General features: G+C 70.3%; 20 protein-coding genes. 10 read left to right on the top strand and 10 right to left on the bottom strand.

What is annotated here, in order from left to right; genetic code table 11:
- From NA8_RS34495 to NA8_RS31360, 3 genes are all read left to right on the top strand, one after another.
- On the top strand, positions 1 to 433 hold a 433-nt coding region (locus NA8_RS34495), incomplete at its 5' end, for a hypothetical protein (protein ID WP_063053922.1).
- 185 nt (positions 434 to 618) lie between these two features.
- Complete coding sequence (locus NA8_RS31365; protein ID WP_063053919.1) at positions 619 to 1,008, top strand: YchJ family protein; 390 nt, start codon at positions 619 to 621, stop codon at positions 1,006 to 1,008.
- An 18-nt stretch (positions 1,009 to 1,026) separates the two neighbouring features.
- On the top strand, positions 1,027 to 1,302 hold the full coding sequence (locus tag NA8_RS31360; protein ID WP_063053918.1) for an Rdx family protein: 276 nt from the start codon (positions 1,027 to 1,029) through the stop codon (positions 1,300 to 1,302).
- Positions 1,303 to 1,317: 15 nt separating this feature from the next.
- Here the strand turns inward: NA8_RS31360 and NA8_RS31355 are convergent, their stop codons facing one another.
- The gene (locus tag NA8_RS31355; RefSeq protein ID WP_063053917.1) at positions 1,318 to 1,542 is read right to left on the bottom strand and encodes an FmdB family zinc ribbon protein; all 225 of its coding nucleotides are present in this window, start codon (positions 1,540 to 1,542) and stop codon (positions 1,318 to 1,320) included.
- 323 nt (positions 1,543 to 1,865) lie between these two features.
- Between NA8_RS31355 and NA8_RS31350 the strand changes: the two genes are divergently transcribed.
- Positions 1,866 to 3,461, top strand: a complete 1,596-nt coding sequence (locus tag NA8_RS31350; RefSeq protein WP_084467230.1) for a carboxylesterase/lipase family protein — start codon at positions 1,866 to 1,868, stop codon at positions 3,459 to 3,461.
- 202 nt (positions 3,462 to 3,663) lie between these two features.
- Here the strand turns inward: NA8_RS31350 and manB are convergent, their stop codons facing one another.
- The 3 genes from manB to rfbD form a co-directional block, all read right to left on the bottom strand.
- On the bottom strand, positions 3,664 to 4,743 hold the full coding sequence (gene manB / locus NA8_RS31345; RefSeq protein ID WP_063053916.1) for a mannose-1-phosphate guanylyltransferase: 1,080 nt from the start codon (positions 4,741 to 4,743) through the stop codon (positions 3,664 to 3,666).
- A 44-nt stretch (positions 4,744 to 4,787) separates the two neighbouring features.
- A complete protein-coding gene (locus NA8_RS31340; RefSeq protein ID WP_063053915.1) occupies positions 4,788 to 5,684 on the bottom strand; it encodes a glycosyltransferase family 2 protein in 897 nt (298 codons plus the stop codon).
- A gap of 79 nt (positions 5,685 to 5,763) precedes the next feature.
- Positions 5,764 to 6,633 carry a dTDP-4-dehydrorhamnose reductase gene (rfbD, locus tag NA8_RS31335; protein WP_063053914.1) on the bottom strand — a complete coding sequence of 290 codons (870 nt, stop codon included), beginning with the start codon at positions 6,631 to 6,633 and terminating at the stop codon, positions 5,764 to 5,766.
- A gap of 260 nt (positions 6,634 to 6,893) precedes the next feature.
- Between rfbD and NA8_RS31330 the strand changes: the two genes are divergently transcribed.
- From NA8_RS31330 to NA8_RS31320, 3 genes are all read left to right on the top strand, one after another.
- Positions 6,894 to 8,318, top strand: coding sequence for an LCP family protein (locus NA8_RS31330; RefSeq protein ID WP_063053920.1), 1,425 nt, complete (start codon positions 6,894 to 6,896; stop codon positions 8,316 to 8,318).
- 3 nt (positions 8,319 to 8,321) lie between these two features.
- Positions 8,322 to 9,044, top strand: a complete 723-nt coding sequence (locus tag NA8_RS31325) for a TIGR03089 family protein (protein WP_063053913.1) — start codon at positions 8,322 to 8,324, stop codon at positions 9,042 to 9,044.
- A gap of 103 nt (positions 9,045 to 9,147) precedes the next feature.
- Complete coding sequence (locus NA8_RS31320; RefSeq protein WP_063053912.1) at positions 9,148 to 10,449, top strand: cytochrome P450; 1,302 nt, start codon at positions 9,148 to 9,150, stop codon at positions 10,447 to 10,449.
- On the opposite strand, the gene NA8_RS31315 is transcribed toward NA8_RS31320, so the two are convergent.
- Entirely contained in the window at positions 10,450 to 11,154 is a 705-nt protein-coding gene (locus NA8_RS31315) for a response regulator (protein ID WP_063053911.1), read from the bottom strand.
- The gene (locus NA8_RS31310) at positions 11,151 to 12,722 is read right to left on the bottom strand and encodes a sensor histidine kinase (RefSeq protein ID WP_063053910.1); all 1,572 of its coding nucleotides are present in this window, start codon (positions 12,720 to 12,722) and stop codon (positions 11,151 to 11,153) included. Before NA8_RS31310 ends, NA8_RS31315 begins: the two co-directional genes overlap by 4 nt.
- 122 nt (positions 12,723 to 12,844) lie before the next feature.
- Here NA8_RS31310 and NA8_RS31305 point away from each other — a divergent pair, with 122 nt between their 5' ends.
- Positions 12,845 to 14,209, top strand: a complete 1,365-nt coding sequence (locus tag NA8_RS31305; protein ID WP_063053909.1) for a cation:dicarboxylate symporter family transporter — start codon at positions 12,845 to 12,847, stop codon at positions 14,207 to 14,209.
- A gap of 121 nt (positions 14,210 to 14,330) precedes the next feature.
- Here NA8_RS31305 and NA8_RS31300 read toward each other — a convergent pair whose 3' ends face one another.
- Complete coding sequence (locus tag NA8_RS31300) at positions 14,331 to 14,546, bottom strand: DUF4287 domain-containing protein (protein WP_063053908.1); 216 nt, start codon at positions 14,544 to 14,546, stop codon at positions 14,331 to 14,333.
- Between the two features lie 123 nt (positions 14,547 to 14,669).
- On the opposite strand from NA8_RS31300, the gene NA8_RS34220 reads away from it, so the two are divergent.
- Positions 14,670 to 14,948, top strand: a complete 279-nt coding sequence (locus NA8_RS34220; protein WP_157107023.1) for a hypothetical protein — start codon at positions 14,670 to 14,672, stop codon at positions 14,946 to 14,948.
- Positions 14,949 to 15,029: 81 nt separating this feature from the next.
- Positions 15,030 to 16,499, top strand: a complete 1,470-nt coding sequence (locus tag NA8_RS31295; protein WP_063053907.1) for a phytoene desaturase family protein — start codon at positions 15,030 to 15,032, stop codon at positions 16,497 to 16,499.
- Positions 16,500 to 16,573: 74 nt separating this feature from the next.
- Here NA8_RS31295 and NA8_RS31290 read toward each other — a convergent pair whose 3' ends face one another.
- The 3 genes from NA8_RS31290 to NA8_RS34490 all read right to left on the bottom strand — a co-directional run.
- Positions 16,574 to 17,500: a cation diffusion facilitator family transporter gene (locus NA8_RS31290; protein ID WP_063053906.1), complete on the bottom strand. Its 927-nt coding sequence runs from the start codon at positions 17,498 to 17,500 to the stop codon at positions 16,574 to 16,576.
- A gap of 74 nt (positions 17,501 to 17,574) precedes the next feature.
- Positions 17,575 to 18,795, bottom strand: coding sequence for a mannose-6-phosphate isomerase, class I (manA, locus tag NA8_RS31285; protein ID WP_063053905.1), 1,221 nt, complete (start codon positions 18,793 to 18,795; stop codon positions 17,575 to 17,577).
- On the bottom strand, positions 18,795 to 19,591 hold a 797-nt coding region (locus tag NA8_RS34490; RefSeq protein WP_063053904.1), incomplete at its 5' end, for a hypothetical protein. The genes NA8_RS34490 and manA, both read right to left, overlap by 1 nt.

Genomic DNA, 19,591 nt, shown 5'->3' with positions numbered 1-19,591 from the left:
CGCCTCCCGGCCCGGCCAGCGCGGGCGCAACGACGGCGGGCACCGGCCGCGCGGGAATCGGCCGTCGGTCGCCGAGCGGTTGGAGACCGTCGATCTGCTGCTCGCCGGATCGGTGACCGACGCGGGCGGGTTGTGGTCCCGGGCGACAGCCTGGATTCTGCGGATCGCCTTGGAGCAAGCCGTGGACGAATTGTGGCTACGGCTGGCGCCACCGCTGGTCCGCTGTCCGATGCGGGCGCAGCTGATCGCGCTGCGCGCCTTCGCGGGCCCGGACGAGGCAGCGCGCGTGGCCGTGCTCTGGGCGGCGTTGTCGCGCGCCGCGCACCACCACGATTACGAGCTCGCGCCGAGCGTCACCGATCTGCGGCGCTGGCGGGAGCAGACCGTCGCCCTGGCGGCGGATCTGGCGGCGGTGCAGGCGCGCCGGGATTGACCCGGCGATCAAAGTCCGTCGGCAAGATCGGCTCGGGGACGGAGGCGGTGCGAGCGGATCGGTCACACAGTGCGGTCCAGTGTGAGGGTGGAGTACATCGCTGGGGCCGCAACCGGCACGATAGGAGGACAAGCGGTAGCGAACGTGACCATGTACGGCGCTGCTCGGACCGGAAAGGATATGGCGTGAGCGGAGCACGGCCCTGCCCCTGCGGGCGTGGCGAGGCCCTCGACGACTGTTGTGGTCCGGTGCTTCGCGGCGAGCGCCTCGCTGCCACGGCCGAAGCGTTGATGCGCTCGCGCTACTGCGCGTTCGCGGTGCGAGATGTCGCCTATCTGCTGCGTTCCTGGCATCCACGCACCCGACCGGCCGACTTGACCCTCGACCCCGCCCAGCGCTGGCTTTTCCTCGAAGTCACTCGGACCGACCGCGGTGGCCTGTTCGACGACACCGGCACGGTGGAGTTCGTCGCGCACTACCGGGACGCGGGCGGGCGCGGCGCGCTGCACGAGACCAGCCGATTCGCCCGGTCCGATGGCGCCTGGGTCTACCTGGACGGCACGCACGCCGGGTGACCGGTAGCGTCGGCGGGCATGGCACGCGTCGCGATCGAGTACTGCACCCAATGCCGCTGGCTGCTGCGGGCGAGCTGGATGGCGCAGGAATTGCTCAGCACGTTCGCCACCGACCTGGACGAAGTCGCGCTCTTGCCGGGCTCGGGCGGGATCTTCCGGATCACCGTCGACGGCGAACAGATCTGGGAGCGCAAGACCGACGGCGGCTTTCCCGACATCGCGGTGCTGAAGCAGCGGGTGCGCGACCAGGTCGCACCCGAGCGCGACCTCGGTCACGCCGACCGGCGCGACTGAAGCCACGCCGGGGAGTCAGCCGCAGCAGCCGCCGCCGCAGCAGCCGCCGCCCGCCGGCGGCGCCGGACTCGGCGCGGGCGCGCTCCCGCCGCCCCGGGAGACGGTGGCGAAGGTGGTCAGCAGTTTGACCGTGTCGTCGTGGCCGATCGGGCAGGTCGCGGGCTCCGACGCCTCGGCCATCGGGCGGGAAACCTCGAAGGTGTCGCCGCAGCTGCGGCAACGGTAGCTGTAACTCGGCATCCGCTCAGTTTAGGTGCCGCTGCGCGCTGCGTTCGGGTCGGACCGCGCCGAGATCTTCGCGGCCGCGCGGCACATCCGGACCCTGCCGGAACGGTGCCACGACCTTGGAAAGGTGCTCGGCGAGGAGTGAGGTGCAGCACTCTTGCAGCTATCGGGGCAGGCGGCGAGTGATGGCCGCCGCAGTGACCGATTCGACATCGTGGCCCCGGACAGGTGCCTGAACAGCGGATGAATCGCAGGCGACGCGGCCATGTCTCGGCAACACAACGTTGACTCGCTGATCTTCGACGTACCCTCGAAACAGAAGTATCAGGAGGTCGGCGATGCGTGCTCAATTCTCCGAGGCGGTGCCCGGTCCCGACGGTTCCGCCGAGCCCCTCGCGCGAACGGTTCACGGCGACGTACGCGGCGTGCGCGAGGGTGGGGTGTCCGTCTGGCGCAGCATCCCGTATGCCGCGGCCCCCGCCGGCCCGGCCCGGTTCGCGCGCCCCCGGCCCCCGCAGCCATGGGACGGAGTGCGCGACTGCACCGCTTTCGGGCAGATCGCGCCCCAGACGATGGGCACCATGGTCCCCATCGACTCGGGCCTGACCATGGGCGAGGACTGTCTGTGGCTCAACGTCTGGTCCCCGCGGCCCGAGACCGGCGATCCAGCCCGGGTCGCGGAAACCGAACCACGCCCGGTCATGGTCTGGCTGCACGGCGGAGCGTACTGCCTCGGCACCGCGGCGCAACAGATCTACGACGGGCGCAAGCTGGCCGCGACCGGCGACGTCGTGGTCGTAAGCGTCAACTACCGGCTCGGCGCGCTCGGCTTCCTCGATCTGTCCTCGCTCGGCGACGATTTCGCGCCGAACCTCGGTCTGCACGACCAGATCGCCGCACTGGAATGGGTGCGCGAGAATATCGCCGCGTTCGGCGGCGATCCCGGCAACGTCACGCTCTTCGGCGAGTCCTCCGGCGCGGGTTGCGTCACCGCGCTGCTCACCGCACCCCGCGCGGCCGGCCTGTTCCACCGGGCGCTCGCGCAGAGCCCGCCCGCGACCACGGTGTTCGGGCCCGAGCGCGCCGCAACGGTGGCGCGGCGTTTCCTCGAGCTGATCGAACTGCCCGCGCGCAGGGCCGAGGAACTGCTGGAATGCCCGATCGACCGGATCGTAGCTGCGGCGGGCGTCCTGCTCGACGAGATACCGCTGAAGGAGCCGGGCAGGCTGGCGGCCGCACCTGTGGTCGACGGCGATCTGCTGCCGACCTACCCGATCGACCGGTTCCAGCACGGACGATCGCACCGGGTGCCGTTGATCATCGGCACCAACAAGGACGAGGCGTCGCTGTTCCGGCTGCTGCGCTCGCCGATCATGCCGGTGACGCCGGACGCGGTGAACGCGATGCTGCGTGACGTCGCCGCGGGCCATCCGGAGATGTCCGCGGAGCGGATCGCCGAGATCACCTCGGCCTACCCGGACCTGAACAAGGCACGCGGCGCGCTGGCGATGTCCACCGACGCGGCGTTCCGGATGCCCGCGCACTGGGTGGCCGACGGTCACGCCGAGCACTCGCCCACCTGGATGTACCGCTTCGACTACGCCACCCCGATGTTGCGGGCGGCCCGGGTGGGCGCGGGCCACGCCACCGAATTGCCTTATGTATTCGGCAATTTCGGCACGATCAACCGCGACCCCACCTTCTGGCTGGGCGGCCGCAGAGCGGCCATGGAGGTTTCCGGGCGGATGATGCGCCGCTGGCTGGCTTTCGCCACCCATGGCGTCCCCGCAGCGCTCGACGGCTCCAAACACTGGCCGCCCCACCGCCTCGCGGACCGCGCCACCCTGCTCATCGACAGCGTCGATCGCGTGGTCGAGGATCCCGACCGCGACCTGCACACCGCCTGGGGGCAACAGGCCGTCGGCTTCTCCTGACCGGCGGCCTCTCGCACCCTCGCGTGGATGTCAGGACGGCATGTGCGGCTGGGCGAGCGAGTCCGCTGCGCGTCATTGCTGGCAGCGCCTGCGCGCGGCGCGAGCCGCACGTTCGGTCGACCGCCGCCCCTCCTCCGAAGCCGCATGCCTGCGGCCCGGATCAGCCGGGAGGGCACCCGGGGCGGGGCGAGCGGAACGCGCCTCAGACGTCGGTGGAGAAGCGGATGCCGCCGTCGGGAATCACCACACCGGGCCAGACGCGGGCTCCGCGCAGCAGTTCGCAGCGGGCGCCGATGTGCGCGCCGTCCCCGATGACGCCGTCGCGGACGAGTGCCCGCGGGCCGATGCGCGCCCCGAACCCGATGATGGTGCGCTCGACCGTGGCGCCCGCCTCGATCACCGCGCCGTCGAAGACCACCGCGCCGTCCAGGCGCGCGCCCGCGCCGATTTCGGCGCCGCGGCCGACGACCGTCCCGCCGATGAGAACCGCCCCCGGCGCGACGCCCGCGCCGGGATGGACCAGCGATTCACCGCGCTGACCGGGCAGGGCGGGGGAGGGCGCGATGCCGCGGACCAGGTCGGCGGAGCCGCGCACGAAGTCCTCGGGAGTGCCCATGTCGCGCCAGTAGGAAGCGTCGACGTATCCCTGGAGCCGGGCGCCCTCGGTCAGCAGCGCGGGGAACACCTCGCGCTCCACCGACACCGGCCGCCCGGCCGGGATCTTCTCGATGTACTCGCGGCGGAAGACGTAGCACCCGGCGTTGATCTGGTCGGTCGGCGGGTCCTGGGTCTTCTCCAGGAACGCGGTGACCCGGCCGTCCTCGTCGGTGGGCACGCAGCCGAACGCGCGCGGGTCGCTGACCCGGACCAGATGCAGCGTCACGTCGGCGCGGGTCGACTCGTGGGTGTCGAGCACCGCGCCGAGATCGGTGCCGCCCAGCACGTCGCCGTTGAACACCATCACGTTGTCCGCGCGCAGCTTGGGCAGCACGTTGCGGATGGCGCCGCCGGTGCCGAGCGGCTCGGTCTCGGTGACGTACTCGATCTCCAAGCCGAGCTCGGAGCCGTCGCCGAAGTGCTCCTCGAACACCTCGGCCTTGAACGACGTGCCGAGCACCACATGGGTGATCCCGGCCTCCGCGATGCGGGCGAGCAGATGGGTCAGGAACGGCAGCCCGGCCGTCGGCAGCATCGGCTTGGGCGCCGAAAGGGTCAGCGGACGCAGCCGCGTTCCCTGCCCGCCGACCAGGATCACCGCGTCGGTGCCTGCATTTCCTGCCATCAAGCTCCCCTGTTCACAAGGTAGTTTCTCGCCTGTGCCGCCGGTTACCCGGCGTCGCGCGCCTGCTGGCGCAGGGCAGATCGAACCGCAATCCGCGAGCGGATCGCAAGTCCGACCCGCAACGCCAGCCGCAGCGGAGCCTGCCACCAGTGCGGATGCCGGTCGGCCTGGAACCGGTAGGCGCTGGCGTGATGGGCGGGCAGCATGACCTCGGGATGGCGGCCCGCCGCGTGGCCCTTGGCATGGGTCACCTCGGCGTCCGGCACGAACACGTTGTGCCAGCCCGCCTTGCCCATCCGGTCGCCGAAGTCGACGTCCTCCATGTACATGAAGTAGCGCGAGTCGAAGCCGTCGATCGAGTCGAAGGCCGCGCGCCGTACCAGCAGGCACGAGCCCGACAGCCAGCCGACGGCCCGCTCGGAGATCTCTTCGTTCTCCTGCCGGTACCGGCGGGTCCAGGGGTTGGACTTCCACACTGTGCCCAGGATCGCGTGCCCGGCTCCGTCGAGCAGGCCGGGCACCCGGCGGGCCGACGGGTACACGCTGCCGTCCGGCTCGAGCACCAGCGGCCCGAGCGCACCCGCGCGCGGCCAGCGCTTGGCGGCGGCGAGCAGTTTGTCGATGGAATCGGTGCCCCAGCGGATGTCCGGGTTGGCGATCACGATGAACTCGATGGCCGGATCGATCTCCGCGACCGCCCGGTTGATCGCGCCGCCGTAGCCGATGTTGCCGCCGGTGCGCAGGAGCCGCACGTGCGAATTCGCCTCGGCGGCCAGCTCCGGCACACCGTCCACCGACCCGTTGTCGGCAAGGATCACCTGCGGTTTCTCCGCGGTGGCGCCGGCCAGGGTGCTGATGAAGTGCTCGAGGTGCTCACCCGGCGAGTAGGTCACCGTGACGACGGCCAGGCCCGCGGGCGCGGCGGAATCGGAATCACTCACGACAGGCAACTCTAATGGGCGCAGCCGGACTTCGTTTGCCGATGGCCGCCCACGGCCGCAGCGAAGGCGCAGGGACGCGCTAGCCGGACCGCCGCGCCAGCGCGTCCCCCAGCGCGGCCCGCCAATCCCGCAGCGGCCGCAGCCCGGCGTCGTTCCAGGCCCGCGGTGACAACACCGAATACGCCGGGCGCCGTGCGGGTCTGGGGAAAGCGGACGAGTCGCACGGGCGGACGCGCCCCGGATCGGCGCCGACTCCCGCGAACACCGCGCGGGCGAGCTCGAATCGACTGGCCTGCCCCGCATTGGTGGCGTGCACCACCCGGGGGGCGTCCGGCCGGCCCGCCAGTTCCAGCAGTGCGGCGGCCAGATCGGCGGCATAGGTGGGCGAGCCGACCTCGTCGTCCACCACGTCGACGGTGTCGCGTTCGCGCTCCAGCCGCAGCATCGTGGCGACGAAATCGCCACCGCGCCCGGTGTATACCCACGCGGTGCGCACCACGTGCGCGTCCGGGCAGCGGCTGAGCACCGCTTGCTCGCCCGCGAGCTTGGACGCTCCGTACACCGACGTCGGCCCCGTCACATCGGTAGTGTCGTACGGCCGATCGTGGGTACCTGGGAAGACGTAATCGGTGGACAGATGGATCAGCCGGGCACCGAGGTCGGCGCAGACCTCGGCGAGCACGGCCGGTCCGGTGGCGTTGCCCGCGTACGCCGCCTCGGCTTCGGTTTCGGCCCGGTCCACGGCGGTGTAGGCGGCGCAGTTGAGCACGACGTCGCCGGGCGCGAGTACCGCGCGCACGGCGACGGGGTCGGTGATGTCGAGTTCGGTGCGTCCGTAGCCGCTGGCGGCCGGAGCCAGACGCCGCAGTTCCCGGCCCACCTGTCCGTGCGCCCCCGTGACGACGAGGCGGGCGGAGACGGTGGACTCGGGCGCGGTGGGGGCGGTCACGGGCGCAAGTCTGGCACGCCGCCGGTTGCGCGGTTGCGGCCGTTCGCGATAACCGTTCGATAGCCTTGAGCTATCGGGGATCCCGAAATCGGGCGGGGCGAGCGGTAACCATGGTGGCGGATCGGTTGCGCACGCGTCGCCATGACACCGAGTTTCGGCGAGAGGATTGGGACTTGTCGCAGCGGAGGGGCACATCGGCGTTGTCGCGGACGAGGGGGCTGTCGCGGACGAGCCGGTCGCGCGACCGGTCCTTCGGGCCGCTGCGCACGATCGCGGTAGCCGCCGCCGTGATCGTGCTGGTGCTCACCGGCTTCGCCTGGCGCAGCGTGGACGCGTTGGTCGCCGACATCGAGCGCTTGGGCGATCTCGGTCTCGGCGGTAATCGCGACGGGGCGGTGGACATCTTGCTGGTCGGTGTGGACAGCCGCACCGACGCACACGGCAACCCCCTGTCGGACGCCGAGCGCGCGATGCTGCACGCGGGCGACGAGGTCGGCACCAACACCGACACTATCGTGCTGCTGCGCGTGCCGAACGACGGGCGCTCGGCGACCGCCATCTCGATCCCGCGCGACTCCTACGTCAACATCCCGGGCCTGGGCATGGGCAAGATCAACTCGGCCTACGGCGCGACCAAGGCGACGCAGATCCAGAAACTCACCGATCAGGGGGTCTCGGCCGCCGACGCCGATCGGCAGTCCACGCAGGCGGGCAGGCAGGCGCTGATCAAGACGGTGGCCGGCCTCACGGGCATCACCGTCGACCACTACGCCGAGGTCAGCCTGCTCGGCTTCGCGCTGCTCACCGACGCCGTCGGCGGGGTCGAGGTGTGCCTGAAGAACCCGGTGGACGAATGGATGTCCGGCGCCAGGTTCCCCGCGGGACGGCAGCGCCTGGACGGGCCGCGAGCGCTGAGTTTCGTGCGCCAGCGCCACGATCTGCCGCGCGGCGACATCGACCGCATCGTGCGCCAGCAGGTGTTCATGGCCCAGTTGGTGCAGCAGGTGCTCAGCGCGAAGACGCTGGCCAATCCGCTCAAGCTCCAGCAACTCAGCGACGCGGTGGGGCGCACCATCGTGCTGGACGAGGACTGGGACGTGCTGGCGTTCCTGCAGCGGTTGAAGGATCTGTCCGGCGGCCGGGTGAAATTCGAGACCATTCCGGTCGCCGACCTCAACGGAGAGACCGGCAGTGGCGAATCCGTGGTCAAGGTCGAGCCGAAGGCGGTCCGGTCCTATATCGCCTCGCTGGTGGGCGACGCCCCGGCCCCGCGGAGCGCCGAACCGGGCTTCGACCCCGCGACGGTGACCGTCAGCGTCTACAACGCGGGCGGCGTCGGCGGACTCGCGGCCGAGGTGGCCCAGACCCTGAACGCCAAGGGATTCCGTCAAGGTGTGGTGACCAACTACAGCGGCAACCGCGTGACCAGCAGCCGAGTGCTCGCGGCGGACACATCCAGCCCGAAGGCTCAGGCGGTGGCCAAGGCGCTCGGCGGCCTGGCGGTGCTCGCGGATCCGGCGCTGTCGCCGGACTCGGTGAGCGTCGTGCTGGCGAGCGACTATTCTGGTCCGGGCTCATCGGCGAGCCGGGTGTTCGATCTGTCCGGAACGTCGACCGCGGCCACGCCAGTCCCACCCGCTCCACCGATCGACGCAGGCCAGAACGGACCGAAATGCGTGAACTGAACCATGCGTGATATCGACCAGGCACACACTCTCACCGAAGCGGTACTCGATCCGATCCTCGCCCGCGAACCCGCGGGCCCGCGGGTCACCTACTACGACGACGCCACCGGAGCGCGCATCGAGCTGTCCGGCGCGACGCTGGCGAACTGGGCGGCAAAGACCGCCAACCTGATTCGCGACGAGTTCGGCTTGAGCCCCGGGGCCCGGGTCGCCGTCCTGCTCCCGGCGCACTGGCAGACCGCGGCGGTGCTGCTGGGCTGCTGGTGGGCGGGTACCGAGGTGGTGCTGCGCCCGGACGAGGACGCCGATCTGGCCCTGGTCACCCCGGATCGCCTGGACGACGCCGACGGCGCGGGCGAGGCCGCGGCGCTGTCGCTGGACGCCATGGGCTCCCCGGTGCGCGACCTGCCGGTGGGCGTCACCGACTTCGCCACCTCGGTACGCGTGCACGGCGACCAGTTCCTGCCCCGCGGCGCCGGTGTCGCGCTGGACGGTATGCCGGTCTCCGAGGTGCTCGCCGAAGCGCGGAAATCGGCTATGCGCCAGGGCTTCGCCGAGGGGGACCGGGTGCTGTCCAGCACGCCGTGGGACACGCCGGCCGAACTGATCGACGGATATCTCGCGGTGCTCGCCGCGGGCGCTTCGCTGGTGCAGGTGGTCAACCCCGATCCGGCATTGCGTGACCGGCGCATCGCAACGGAGCGGGTCACCGCGCAGCGCGGCTGAGCGGCTCCTACCACGGTATAAGCGCCGAATCCGACCTGAGGACGTTCCACAACCCGGGGGCGTTCCGTACGGTGGAGTCATCGCACAACGACGGGGTTGGACTATGAAGCCACAGTATTGGTTCCGCTGGTTGTCCGTGCAAGGCGCGCCTCGGCTCGTCCTGCGTCTGCAGGCGCGCCGCGGTGACCCGTTCGCCGAACTGATGGGCGGGACCGCGGGCTTCGACGACCCCTACCCGCTGATCGAGCGGTTGCGTGGGCAGCGCAGGCTGCTGCGCACCTCGATCGCGTGGGCGACCTTCGACCATGAGCTGTGCCGTTCCATCCTGCGCGACAGCCGTTTCGGCGTGCGCACCACGGAGAGCTTCAACATCCCCAAGCCACTGCAGAAGCTGGCCGAGCGCTTCCCGCTGCCGCCGAATCCGGTCGAGCCGCCGTCCATGCTGGTGATCGATCCGCCGGAGCACACGGCGATGCGCAAGCCGGTGGCCTCCGCCTTCACGCCGCGCGCGATCCGCAGGCTGCGCGACCGCGTCGAGACCGTCACCGAAGAACTGCTGGAGGCGCTACCCGCGCACGGTTCAGCGGACCTGATCCGGTCGTTCGCCGCCCAGGTGCCGATCGCGATCATCTCCGAGATGCTCGGCTTCCCCGACGAGGACAAGGCGAAATTCCTCGACTGGGGCGATCGGATGACGCCCCTGCTGGACGTCGGCATCCCGTGGCGCGCGCACCGCAGAGCACTGCTGGCCATGGAGGTGATGAACGCCTACCTCGACCGGCACATCGAACGGTTGCGCCGCGAGCCGGGCGAGGACATCCTCTCCAGCCTGGTCACCGCCGGCGAACTGGACTCCGATGCGCTGAAGGCCACCGCCAGCCTGCTCATGGGCGCCGGTTTCGAGACGACGGTCAACCTGATCGGCAACGGTGTCGCGCAACTGCTGGCCCATCCGGATCAGCTGGAGCGGCTGCGCGGCGAGCCGGAGCTGTGGCCCAACGCGGTCGAGGAGATCTTGCGCTTCGACTCGCCGGTGCAGACCACCGCACGGACCGCGCTGACCGACGTGGAGATCGACGGGATGACGGTGCGCCAGGGCAACACGGTGGTGCTGTCGCTGGCCGGCGCCAACCGCGACCCGGCGATGTTCGCCGAGCCCGACAGGTTCGATGTCGGACGGGCCAATGCCAAGGAGCACCTGTCCTTCAGCAGCGGCGTGCACGTCTGTCTCGGGGCCAGTCTGGCCAGGATGGAAGGCGTCTACGCGCTGCAAGCCTTGTTCGAGCGTTTTCCGGACCTGCGCCTGGACGGTCCGCCCAAGCGGCGGGCGCTGTTCACCCTGCACGGCTACGAGCGGATGCCGGTGCGCCTCGGTCAGCGCGCGCAGGCGCCGGAGCCGGTCTGATCAGCCGGTCGTGGTCTTCCAGACGTAGCGGGTCTTCGGGCGCCCGGCCCTTCCGTAGTCCGAGCGGCGCACGACCAGCCCGTCGTCGGCCAATTTCTCCAGGTAACGCCAGGCCGTGATGCGCGAGACGCCGATCGAGGTCGCGGTGTCCGCGGCCGTCACGCCCTCGGCTTCGGCCGCACGCACGGTGCGCGAGATCTCGTCGAGGGTTTGCGGCGCGACGCCCTTGGGGGTGGCCGCGCGCTGGTCGGGGGTGCGCAGCGCGCTCAGCGCCCGATCGATGTCGTGCTGGGAGATGGCGCTCTCACCGGCCGGAAGCGCGGTGCGGAACTCCCGATACCGGTCCAGCTTGTCGCGGAACGCGGCGAAGGTGAACGGCTTCAGCAGATACAGCACGACGCCGTGCGACACGGCGGTGCGCACCATGGCCAGGTCACGGGCGGAGGTGATGGCGATGACGTCCGGGCGCGGCGCCAGGCCGGTCAGCGCGGCAGCCACGTCGAGGCCGCTCGCGTCCGGCAGGCCGATGTCCATCAGCACCAGGTCGATCGGAGTGCCCTCGGCCGCGGCGTCGGCCGCCGCGCGCATCGCCTCGCGCCCGGTATGGACGACGCCGACGGGCGTGAATCCGGCGATGCGCTCCACATAGGCGCGGTGCGCCTCGGCGATCAGCGGCTCGTCCTCGACGATCAGCACACGAATCATCGTGCTTCCTTCCGTGGAATCGTCACGGTCACCGCGCTTTCGGGGTCCCGTTGCGTGCGGATGCTTCCCCCGTGGCGGGCCACCAGCCGGTGGACCAGCGCGAGTCCGAGCCCGTGGTGGTCGGTCTTGGTCGAATAACCCCGCTGGGACGCGCGCGCGAACATCTCCTCCGACATGCCGGGACCGCTGTCGGCCACTCGGATGTAGAGCAAAGACTCGTCCGCGGCGTCCGCGCTCTGATGCCGCAGGGTGACCTCCACCCAGCCGGACGTACTGTCCGCCGCGGCATCGATGGCGTTGTCGACGAGATTGCCCACGAGCGTGACGGTCTCGTGCGGGGACAGCGGGTCCACCGAGTCGAGCGCGGTGTCGTCGGTGATCGTCAGCTCGATGCCGCGTTCGGCGGCCTGATTCACCTTGCCGAGCAGCAAGGCGGCCAGGGCGGGCGCGCCCACCGCGGCGAACAGCCGATCGATCAGCGACTGGGACAGTTCGAGTTCCGCGGTGGCGAACTCGACGGCCTCGCGGTGACGGCCGAGCTCGACCATGGTGACCACGGTGTGCAGACGGTTGGCGGACTCATGCGCCTGCGCCTGCAACGACGCCGCGAAGCCGCGTACGGAATCGAGTTCGCCCATCACCGACTGCAATTCGGTGTGGTCGCGGATGGTCATCACGGTGCCGATCGCCCGGCCTTCCCACTCCACGGTGTCCTGGTTGACCAGCAGGATCCGGTCGGTGGTCACGTGCATCTCGTCACGGACGGTGCCCCAGCTCATCCGCTGCAACGACAGCGGGAGATCGCTGCGCCGGACGTCGCCCGGGGGCAGGTCGAGTAGGCGGCGCGCCTCGTCGTTGACCACCTCGGCGTCCTCGCCGGAGGGCCCGAACACCACCAGGCCCTCGTGCACCGAGTGCAGGACCGCGTCGTGGTGCTCGTACATCGCGCGCAGCTCGTCGGGCGCCAAGCCGTGGGTCTGCCGCCGTAGCCTGCGGCTCAGCAGGAACGATCCGCCCGCGGCCAACACCAGGCCCGCGCCCGCGACGCCGAGGATCACCGAGAGCTGAGTGGCGACCTGATCGCCGATCTTCGCCCGCGTCACGCCCGCGGAGACCAAGGCGACGATCTGCCCGTTGTCGTGCACCGGAGTCACCGCACGGATGGACGGACCCAGCGTGCCGGTGAAGGTCTCGGTGAAGGTCTCCCCGGCCAGCGCGCGATCGATGGTGCCGCTGAACGGCAGCCCGATCATGGCGGGATTGGTGTGCGTATAGCGGGTGCGGTCCGGCGCCATGACCACGATGAAGTCCATGCCGGTCTCGCGCCGGATCTCCTCGGTCACCGGCTGCAACCGCGCCGTCGGATCCGCGCCGCGCAGCGCCTCGATGGTGGAGGGCGCGTCGGCCACGCTCACCGCTACGTCGGTGACCTCCCTGGTGGTGGTGACGTCGCTGTCGTGCCTGGCGTCCAGGACCGCGAGCACCACACCGATCGCGATCATCACCGCGAGTACGACCAACTGGAAGACGAACGCCTGCCCGGCGAGGGAGAGCCGACCGCGTCTCACAAGCTCTGCCTCCGCTGAACGTAATGCACCAAACAGTGACCGGGATCACCCGGCCGACCATCATTCTGCCTGGGAGGCGTGAGTCAGTTCGCGTCGGTACCTTTCGAAGGGAAATCCTCGCTATGAGCGACTCGACTCGAACGCGGCGCGACCGCACCCATTGGCTGTATCTGGCCGTCATCGTGGCGGTGGTGGCGGGCGTCCTCGTCGGCTGGCAGGCGCCCGGCGTCGCGCAGTCGTTCGCCCCGCTGGGAACCATCTTCGTCAACCTCATCAAGATGATGATCGCTCCGGTCATCTTCTGCACCATCGTGCTCGGGATCGGCTCGGTGCGCGCGGCGGCCACCGTCGGCAAGGTCGGCGGCCTGGCCATCGGCTACTTCCTGGTCATGTCGACCATCGCACTCGGGATCGGGCTGGTCGTCGGCAATCTGCTGCAACCCGGCGCGGGACTGAATATCGCCAAGTCGACCAAGGCCGGGCACGACCTGGCCAACACCGCGCACAGCGCGGGCGGCACGTGGGAATTCATCCAGAACATCGTCCCCTCCACGCTGTTGTCCTCGCTCACCGCGGGCAATGTCCTGCAGGCGCTGTTCGTCGCGCTGCTGGTCGGTTTCGCGGTGCAGGCCATGGGCACCGCGGGCGAGCCGATCCTGCGCGGCGTGGGGCTGCTGCAGAAACTCGTGTTCCGGATTCTGGTGATGATCCTGTGGCTGGCGCCGATCGGCGCGTTCGGCGCGATCGCCAACGTGGTCGGCAAGACCGGCCTGGACGCCGTGGTCAAGCTGGGCACGCTGATGGTCGCCTTCTACCTCACCTGCCTGGTGTTCGTCTTCGGTGTGCTCGGCGTGCTGCTGTGGAGCGTCTCGCGGGTATCGATCTTCAAGCTGGTTCGCTATCTCGCGCGGGAGTACCTGCTGATCCTCGCGACCTCGTCGTCGGAATCGGCGCTGCCACGGCTGATCGCGAAGATGGACCACATGGGCGTGGAGCGCACGACCGTGGGCGTCGTCGTGCCGACCGGCTATTCGTTCAATCTCGACGGCACCGCCATCTACCTGACCATGGCGTCGCTGTTTATCGCCGAGGCGATGGGCAAGCCGCTGTCCATCGGTGAGCAGGTCGGGCTGCTGCTGTTCATGATCGTCGCGTCCAAGGGCGCGGCGGGTGTCACCGGCGCGGGGCTGGCCACGCTGGCGGGCGGATTGCAGAGCCATCGGCCCGAACTCCTCGACGGTGTCGGCTTGATCGTCGGCATCGACCGCTTCATGTCCGAGGCGCGGGCGCTGACCAACTTCTCCGGCAACGCGGTGGCCACGGTGCTGATCGGCACCTGGACCAAGACCGTCGACGTCGACCGGGTGCGCGAGGTGCTCGATCGCAAGGTGCCCTTCGACGAGCGGACCATGGTCGACGACGACCACGGGATGCCGGAGACGACGCTCACGCAAGAGGCCGAGGCCGTGGATCTGGTCAAGGCTTGACGGCGGTGGGCGAGAGGTCATCCGTAGCGCCGGGCCGAGGCGTGGCAGCCGCCCGGCCGCTGGGTGAATGACGAAGGGCCCGCGGATTCGCTGATCTGCGGGCCCTTCATCGCGTCCGGGGTCAGTCCGCCCATTTCTCCGGATTCAGGTGGTGCTGGGTGAGCGCGGTGGCGTGGCCGTGCCCGAATCCGTGCTCGGTCTTCAGCCATTCGACGAGTTGTTTGTGCGAGGTCAGTCCGGTGTCGCGCATGGCGGCCTTCCACTCCTCGATGGCGCGGCCGTACTTGGCCTCGATGGAGGGAAAGTAGGACGCGGGCCCGTGCGGCTTTGTCGCCATGTCGATCTCCTTGCTCGGCGTGCGTTCGATTGTCCGGACGGGGCGGGCTTCGGAAAGTCATCGGCGATCCCGCGAAGTGTTCTGGATCACCCAGCTTGTCTAGCGGCGCTAGAATATGCGCGTATGACCAGTCGGACGCGTGGAAGCCATGTCTCCTCGTTTGTCGGCGAGCCCGACCTCGGCCCCCGTACCGAGGTCGCTTGGAGCACTCCGCACGGCCTGGCCACTCTGGAAAGCGGCGGCCGGATCCAACCGGAGCCGTACGACCAGCGATTGGACCTCTCGGTGCTGGAGTGGCTCGACGCGATCAGCATGAGCCGCCGCCCGCACGTTCCGGCTTTCTCGACGTGTACGGGCGGCCCGGGGCGCCCGGGCGTACTCGGACATCCAGGCAATCGGTGACCGGAGCGGCGCTCGCCGGCGGGACGGCGTGGGCGGTGTCGGCGAGCACGTCGAAGGCCGGTCGGCCGGTAGCGTGGGGGTATGGCTGATGTGGTGGTGGTCGGTTCCGGACCGAACGGGCTCGCCGCCGCGGTGATCCTGGCCCGGGCGGGGCTCGCGGTGGAAGTGTACGAGGCCGAGGATACGGCCGGGGGTGGTTCCCGCACGGCGGAACTGACCCTCCCCGGCTACCGGCACGACGTCTGCGCCGGCGCGCATCCGATGGCGGCGGCCTCCCCGTTCTTCCGGGCGTTCGACCTGACCGCGCACGGCGTCGAGCTGCTCGCGCCGGAGGTCTCCTACGCCCATCCGCTCGACGGCGGCGTGGCCGGGCTGGCCTGGCGGGACCTGGAACGGACGGTCGAGGCCCTCGGTCCCGACGGCCCGACCTGGCGCAAGCTGTTCGCGCCGCTGGTTCGGCACTGGCCGGACGTGGTCGATATCGCGATGTCGGATCTGCGCCGCCTCCCGTCCGGGCTCGCGACCGCGATCCGTTTCGGCCTGCGCACAGTGGAGCAGGGCACGCCGTTGTGGGACATCCGATTCCGCGAACAGGTCGCGCCCGCCCTGCTGACCGGCATCGCCACCCACGCGATCATCCCGCCGCGCGCGATCACGGCCGCGGGCGCCGCGCTGCTGCTCGGCACGCTGGCGCATGCCGGAGGCTGGGTGATTCCGCGCGGCGGCAGTCAGGCCATTCCCGACGCGCTCATCGCCGAACTCGAACGTCTCGGCGGCCGGGTGCACACCGGGCACCGGGTCGACTCGATCGACGAGTTCGCCGATGCCCGCGCGGTTCTGCTCGATCTCGCCCCTGCCGAACTGCTGCGGATCGCCGAGCACCGGTTGCCCGCGCGATATGCGGAGCGGTTGCGGCGTTTCCGGTACGGCGGCGCGGCGTGCAAGATCGACTTCGCGCTCTCCGGGCCGGTGCCGTGGCAGGCCGAGGGCTGCGCGCTGGCCGGAACGGTGCATGTCGTCGGTACCCGCGCCGAGGCCATGGCCGCCGAGCACGCCGTGGCCATGGGACGGCACGCCGAACGGCCCTATGTGCTGTCCATCCAGCCCGGCGTGGTCGATCCCACCCGCGCGCCCGCCGGCGGCCACACCTTCTACACCTACGCCCACGTGCCCAACGGCTCCACCCGCGATGTCAGCGCGGACGTGATCGCTCAGGTCGAGCGGTTCGCGCCGGGCTTCCGCGATCTGATCGTCGCCAGCAATGTGATCACCGCCGCGGAAATGCCCTCGCACAACGCCAACTACATCGGCGGCGACATCTCCGCAGGGGCGATGACGCTGCGGCAGTTCGCGTTCCGCCCCGCCCCGCGCTGGAATCCCTACGCCACACCGATCCCCGGTGTCTATTTGTGCTCGTCCGCCACGCCACCCGGCCCCGGGGTGCACGGCATGAGCGGGCTACACGCGGCGCGCCACGCCCTGCGCGAACGCTTCGCAGTCCGCGCCGATCCGCTCGACCTCTTACGCACTCCGGCTTTCCAGCACCGCTGAAACGGCCCGGTCGTCGCCGGGTTCCCGCACGGACTCGCGCGCCAAGGGAGCCACTGTCTTCGAGCTACGTGGACCTACCCTCTGGCGAGTTCAGTGCGGTAGAAATCGGGTTCGAGGTAGATGACGCGCGCCGCCGGGACCGCCGCGCGGACGCGGGACTCGGCGTCATCGATGGCGTCGGCGATCGCGGCGACGTCGAGACCGGGCACCACGCCGATCTTCGCGGCTACGAGCAATTCCTCCGGGCCGAGATACTGCGTCTTGAGGTGGATCACCCGATCGATGCGGGTCTCGTCGATCAGGCTCGTCCGGATCCGCCGGTTCTCCTCCGGCGTGGCGCCCTCACCGATCAGCAAGCTCTGCATCTCCACGATGAGCACGACCGCGATGACGCCGAGCAGCACGCCGATGGCCAGCGTGCCGACGCCGTCCCAGACCGGGTCGTCGGTGAGCATGGTCAGGCCGACGCCCGCGAACGCGAAGACGAGGCCGATCAGCGCGCCGGTGTCCTCCAGCAGCACCACCGGCAGCTCCGGACTGCGCGAATTGCGGATGAACCGCCACCAGCTCGCGTCGCCCTTGAGCGGCGCGGACTCGCGCACCGCCGTGGTGAAGCTGTAGGACTCCAACGCGATCGCGAGCACCAGGATGACGACCGCCACGATCGGCGAACTCAGCTCCTCGGGGTGCTGGATCTTGTGGATGCCCTCGTAGACGGCGTAACCGGAGCCGAGGGTGAACAGCACCAGCGCCACGATGAACGAGTAGAAGTAGCGGTTGCGCGCGTACCCGAACGGGTGCAACTCGTCGGCTTCCTTCGCGGCACGCTGCTGCCCCAGCAGCAGCAGTCCCTGGTTGCCCGTGTCGGCCACGGAGTGCACGGCCTCAGCGAGCATCGACCCCGAACCCGTGATCGCCGCACCGACGAATTTCGCCGCGGCGATCCCCGCGTTCGCGGTCAACGCCGCGATGATCGCCTTCTTGCCACCGCCAGCCGACATGGAAGCATGTCCTCTCTGTTTTCGAGATACCCGCGAACAGACTAGGGCACCTGGGAGCGCGCGTTCCGGATCGGTCAGCCGGTCGCACCGACGCACGCGCAGAACAGCTGCACGTGACCGTCCACCGCCTGCGCGCGGATATCGGTGTCTGTGGCCGAGATCCAGGCCGCGCCGCCGCGAGTGAGTTCCAGCGAGGAGCCGTCGCGCAACAGGCGCACCGTTCCCGCCGTGCACAGCACGATGCCCGGCCCCGCCGCGGTCAGCGGCACCCGCGCGGACCCGGCGACCAGGTCGAAGCGGCGCAGTGCGAACTCGGGGGCGGGCGTGCGATAGCGCACCGATCCGTCACCGGCCGGTTCGGGCAGCACCACCGGCAGGCCGATCGGCTCGAAATCCAGCACCCGCAACAGTTCCGGCACGTCTACGTGCTTGGGGGTGAGGCCGCCGCGCAGCACGTTGTCGGAGTTGGCCATGATCTCCACCCCCACCCCGCGCAGGTAGGCGTGCAGATTCCCGGCCGCGAGGAACAAGCCCTGGCCCGGCTCCAGCGTCACGCGGTTCAGCAGCAGCGCCGCCAGCACACCGGCGTCGCCGGGGTATGCCTCGGCCAGTTCGAGGGTCGTGCGCGCCTCGGCCGTGAACTCGCGCGTGCCTTTACCGGACAGATATCGCACGCAGCCGTCCAGCACTTCGGGCAGCAGCGTGGCCAGCACGTGCTGCGGCAGCGTGATCCAGGTGGTGAACAGGGTGCGCAGGCCCGCGGAATCCGGCTGCGCGGCAAGGAGTTCGCAGTAGGAGCGCAACCCGTCCACCGCCAGCGCGCGCAACAACGCGACGGTGCGGTGCGGTTCGCGGAAACCGGCCAGCGCCTCGAACCGCTCCAGCGCGACGACCAGCTCGGGTTTGTGGTTGTCGTCGCGGTAGTTGCGCAGGGGGGAGTCCAACGGCACCTTCGCCAGATTCTCCCGGTCGAAGCCGGCCCGCGCCTGCTCGGTGCTCGGGTGCGCCTGCAGCGACAGCGGCTCCTCCGCGGCCAGGACCTTGAGCAGGAACGGCAGCTTCTCGCCGAACCTGGTTGCGGCCGAGCCCAGCTCCCGGTCCGGGTCGGCGGCGATCAGTTCCAGCAGCGAGGTGGAGCTGTCCTCGATCTTGACGTACGCCGGGTCGGCCGGGTGGGCGCCGAACCACAATTCCGCTTCCGGATGTGCCGACGGCACCGGCCTGCCGCACAGCTGAGCGAGCGCGGTGCGCGAGCCCCAGGCATACGAGCGCAGCGCACCAACGAGTTCGTGCACTAGTAGCTTCCCCCGTACTGCCCCTGGCCGTCGGTCGCGGCGGTACGCGCGCCGATCAGCCGCAGGTAGGCGGCGGCCATCTCCAGTCGCAGCGCGAGCACCGCGAGTTGTTCGAGTTCGGTGCCGTTCGCTTGCGCGGCCTCTTCGGCGGGGGCCTGCGCGGGAGCGGCGGGGTCGGTCATCTCGGTGTGCAGCAGGTCGACATCGGCGTTCACCAGGTCGGCGTCCACCAGGTTCGGTCCACCGCCGCCGAAGATCGCGACGCGGCGGCGCGCGGCCGCACGATCGCGATCGGCGCTGAGCACGAACACCCGGATGCGCTCCACGGGGGCGGGGCCGTCCAGCTCCTCGTCGTGGAACATCGGGTCGAAGCCGGGCGCGGGTTCTCCTGCCGCCTCGGCGATCCGGCTCCGCGCCGACACGGCCTCGGCCAGATCCACCGCGGTGGCCACCTTGCCCGCGGTCTGCAGCAGCACCTCGGCGCCGTGCTCGGCCAGTTCGGCGGCGGCCGGCGAATCGCCCGCGAGCACGATGCCCCGCTGCTGCATACGGGCCGCCAGCGTCTTGGCAGGGTTGTGGAAGACCTCGTTGTGCGGACCGTCGCGCAGCGCCTCCGCGTCCAGCACGTCGGCCAGTTCGGCGAGTTCGGGCACGGCGGAGCCGGTGCGCTGGGGGTCGACCGCGCGCAGGACCGCGATTCCGGCGGCCAGGAAGCGCAACAGGCGGTTGTGCCCGAGCACCTGAACCCTGGGTTCCAGAACGGCGGCGCGGCCGGCCGCGGCGGCGCGCAGGGGCC

The sequence above is a fragment of the Nocardia arthritidis NBRC 100137 genome, from assembly GCF_001612765.1.
Lineage (GTDB): Bacteria > Actinomycetota > Actinomycetes > Mycobacteriales > Mycobacteriaceae > Nocardia > Nocardia arthritidis.
Note: the sequence above shows the minus strand (reverse complement) of the source record. Positions and strands in the feature narration are given on the sequence as shown.

What these genes read in the sequence shown, in the direction of transcription:
- NA8_RS31360 (WP_063053918.1), top strand. Translation starts at nt 1,027, where the DNA reads ATGGCACGCGTCGCGATCGAGTACTGCACCCAATGCCGCTGGCTGCTG.
- NA8_RS31355 (WP_063053917.1), bottom strand. Translation starts at nt 1,542, where the DNA reads ATGCCGAGTTACAGCTACCGTTGCCGCAGCTGCGGCGACACCTTCGAG.
- NA8_RS31350 (WP_084467230.1), top strand. Translation starts at nt 1,866, where the DNA reads ATGCGTGCTCAATTCTCCGAGGCGGTGCCCGGTCCCGACGGTTCCGCC.
- manB (WP_063053916.1), bottom strand. Translation starts at nt 4,743, where the DNA reads ATGGCAGGAAATGCAGGCACCGACGCGGTGATCCTGGTCGGCGGGCAG.
- NA8_RS31325 (WP_063053913.1), top strand. Translation starts at nt 8,322, where the DNA reads ATGCGTGATATCGACCAGGCACACACTCTCACCGAAGCGGTACTCGAT.
- NA8_RS31320 (WP_063053912.1), top strand. Translation starts at nt 9,148, where the DNA reads ATGAAGCCACAGTATTGGTTCCGCTGGTTGTCCGTGCAAGGCGCGCCT.
- NA8_RS31315 (WP_063053911.1), bottom strand. Translation starts at nt 11,154, where the DNA reads ATGATTCGTGTGCTGATCGTCGAGGACGAGCCGCTGATCGCCGAGGCG.
- NA8_RS31305 (WP_063053909.1), top strand. Translation starts at nt 12,845, where the DNA reads ATGAGCGACTCGACTCGAACGCGGCGCGACCGCACCCATTGGCTGTAT.
- NA8_RS31300 (WP_063053908.1), bottom strand. Translation starts at nt 14,546, where the DNA reads ATGGCGACAAAGCCGCACGGGCCCGCGTCCTACTTTCCCTCCATCGAG.
- NA8_RS34220 (WP_157107023.1), top strand. Translation starts at nt 14,670, where the DNA reads ATGACCAGTCGGACGCGTGGAAGCCATGTCTCCTCGTTTGTCGGCGAG.
- NA8_RS31295 (WP_063053907.1), top strand. Translation starts at nt 15,030, where the DNA reads ATGGCTGATGTGGTGGTGGTCGGTTCCGGACCGAACGGGCTCGCCGCC.
- NA8_RS31290 (WP_063053906.1), bottom strand. Translation starts at nt 17,500, where the DNA reads ATGTCGGCTGGCGGTGGCAAGAAGGCGATCATCGCGGCGTTGACCGCG.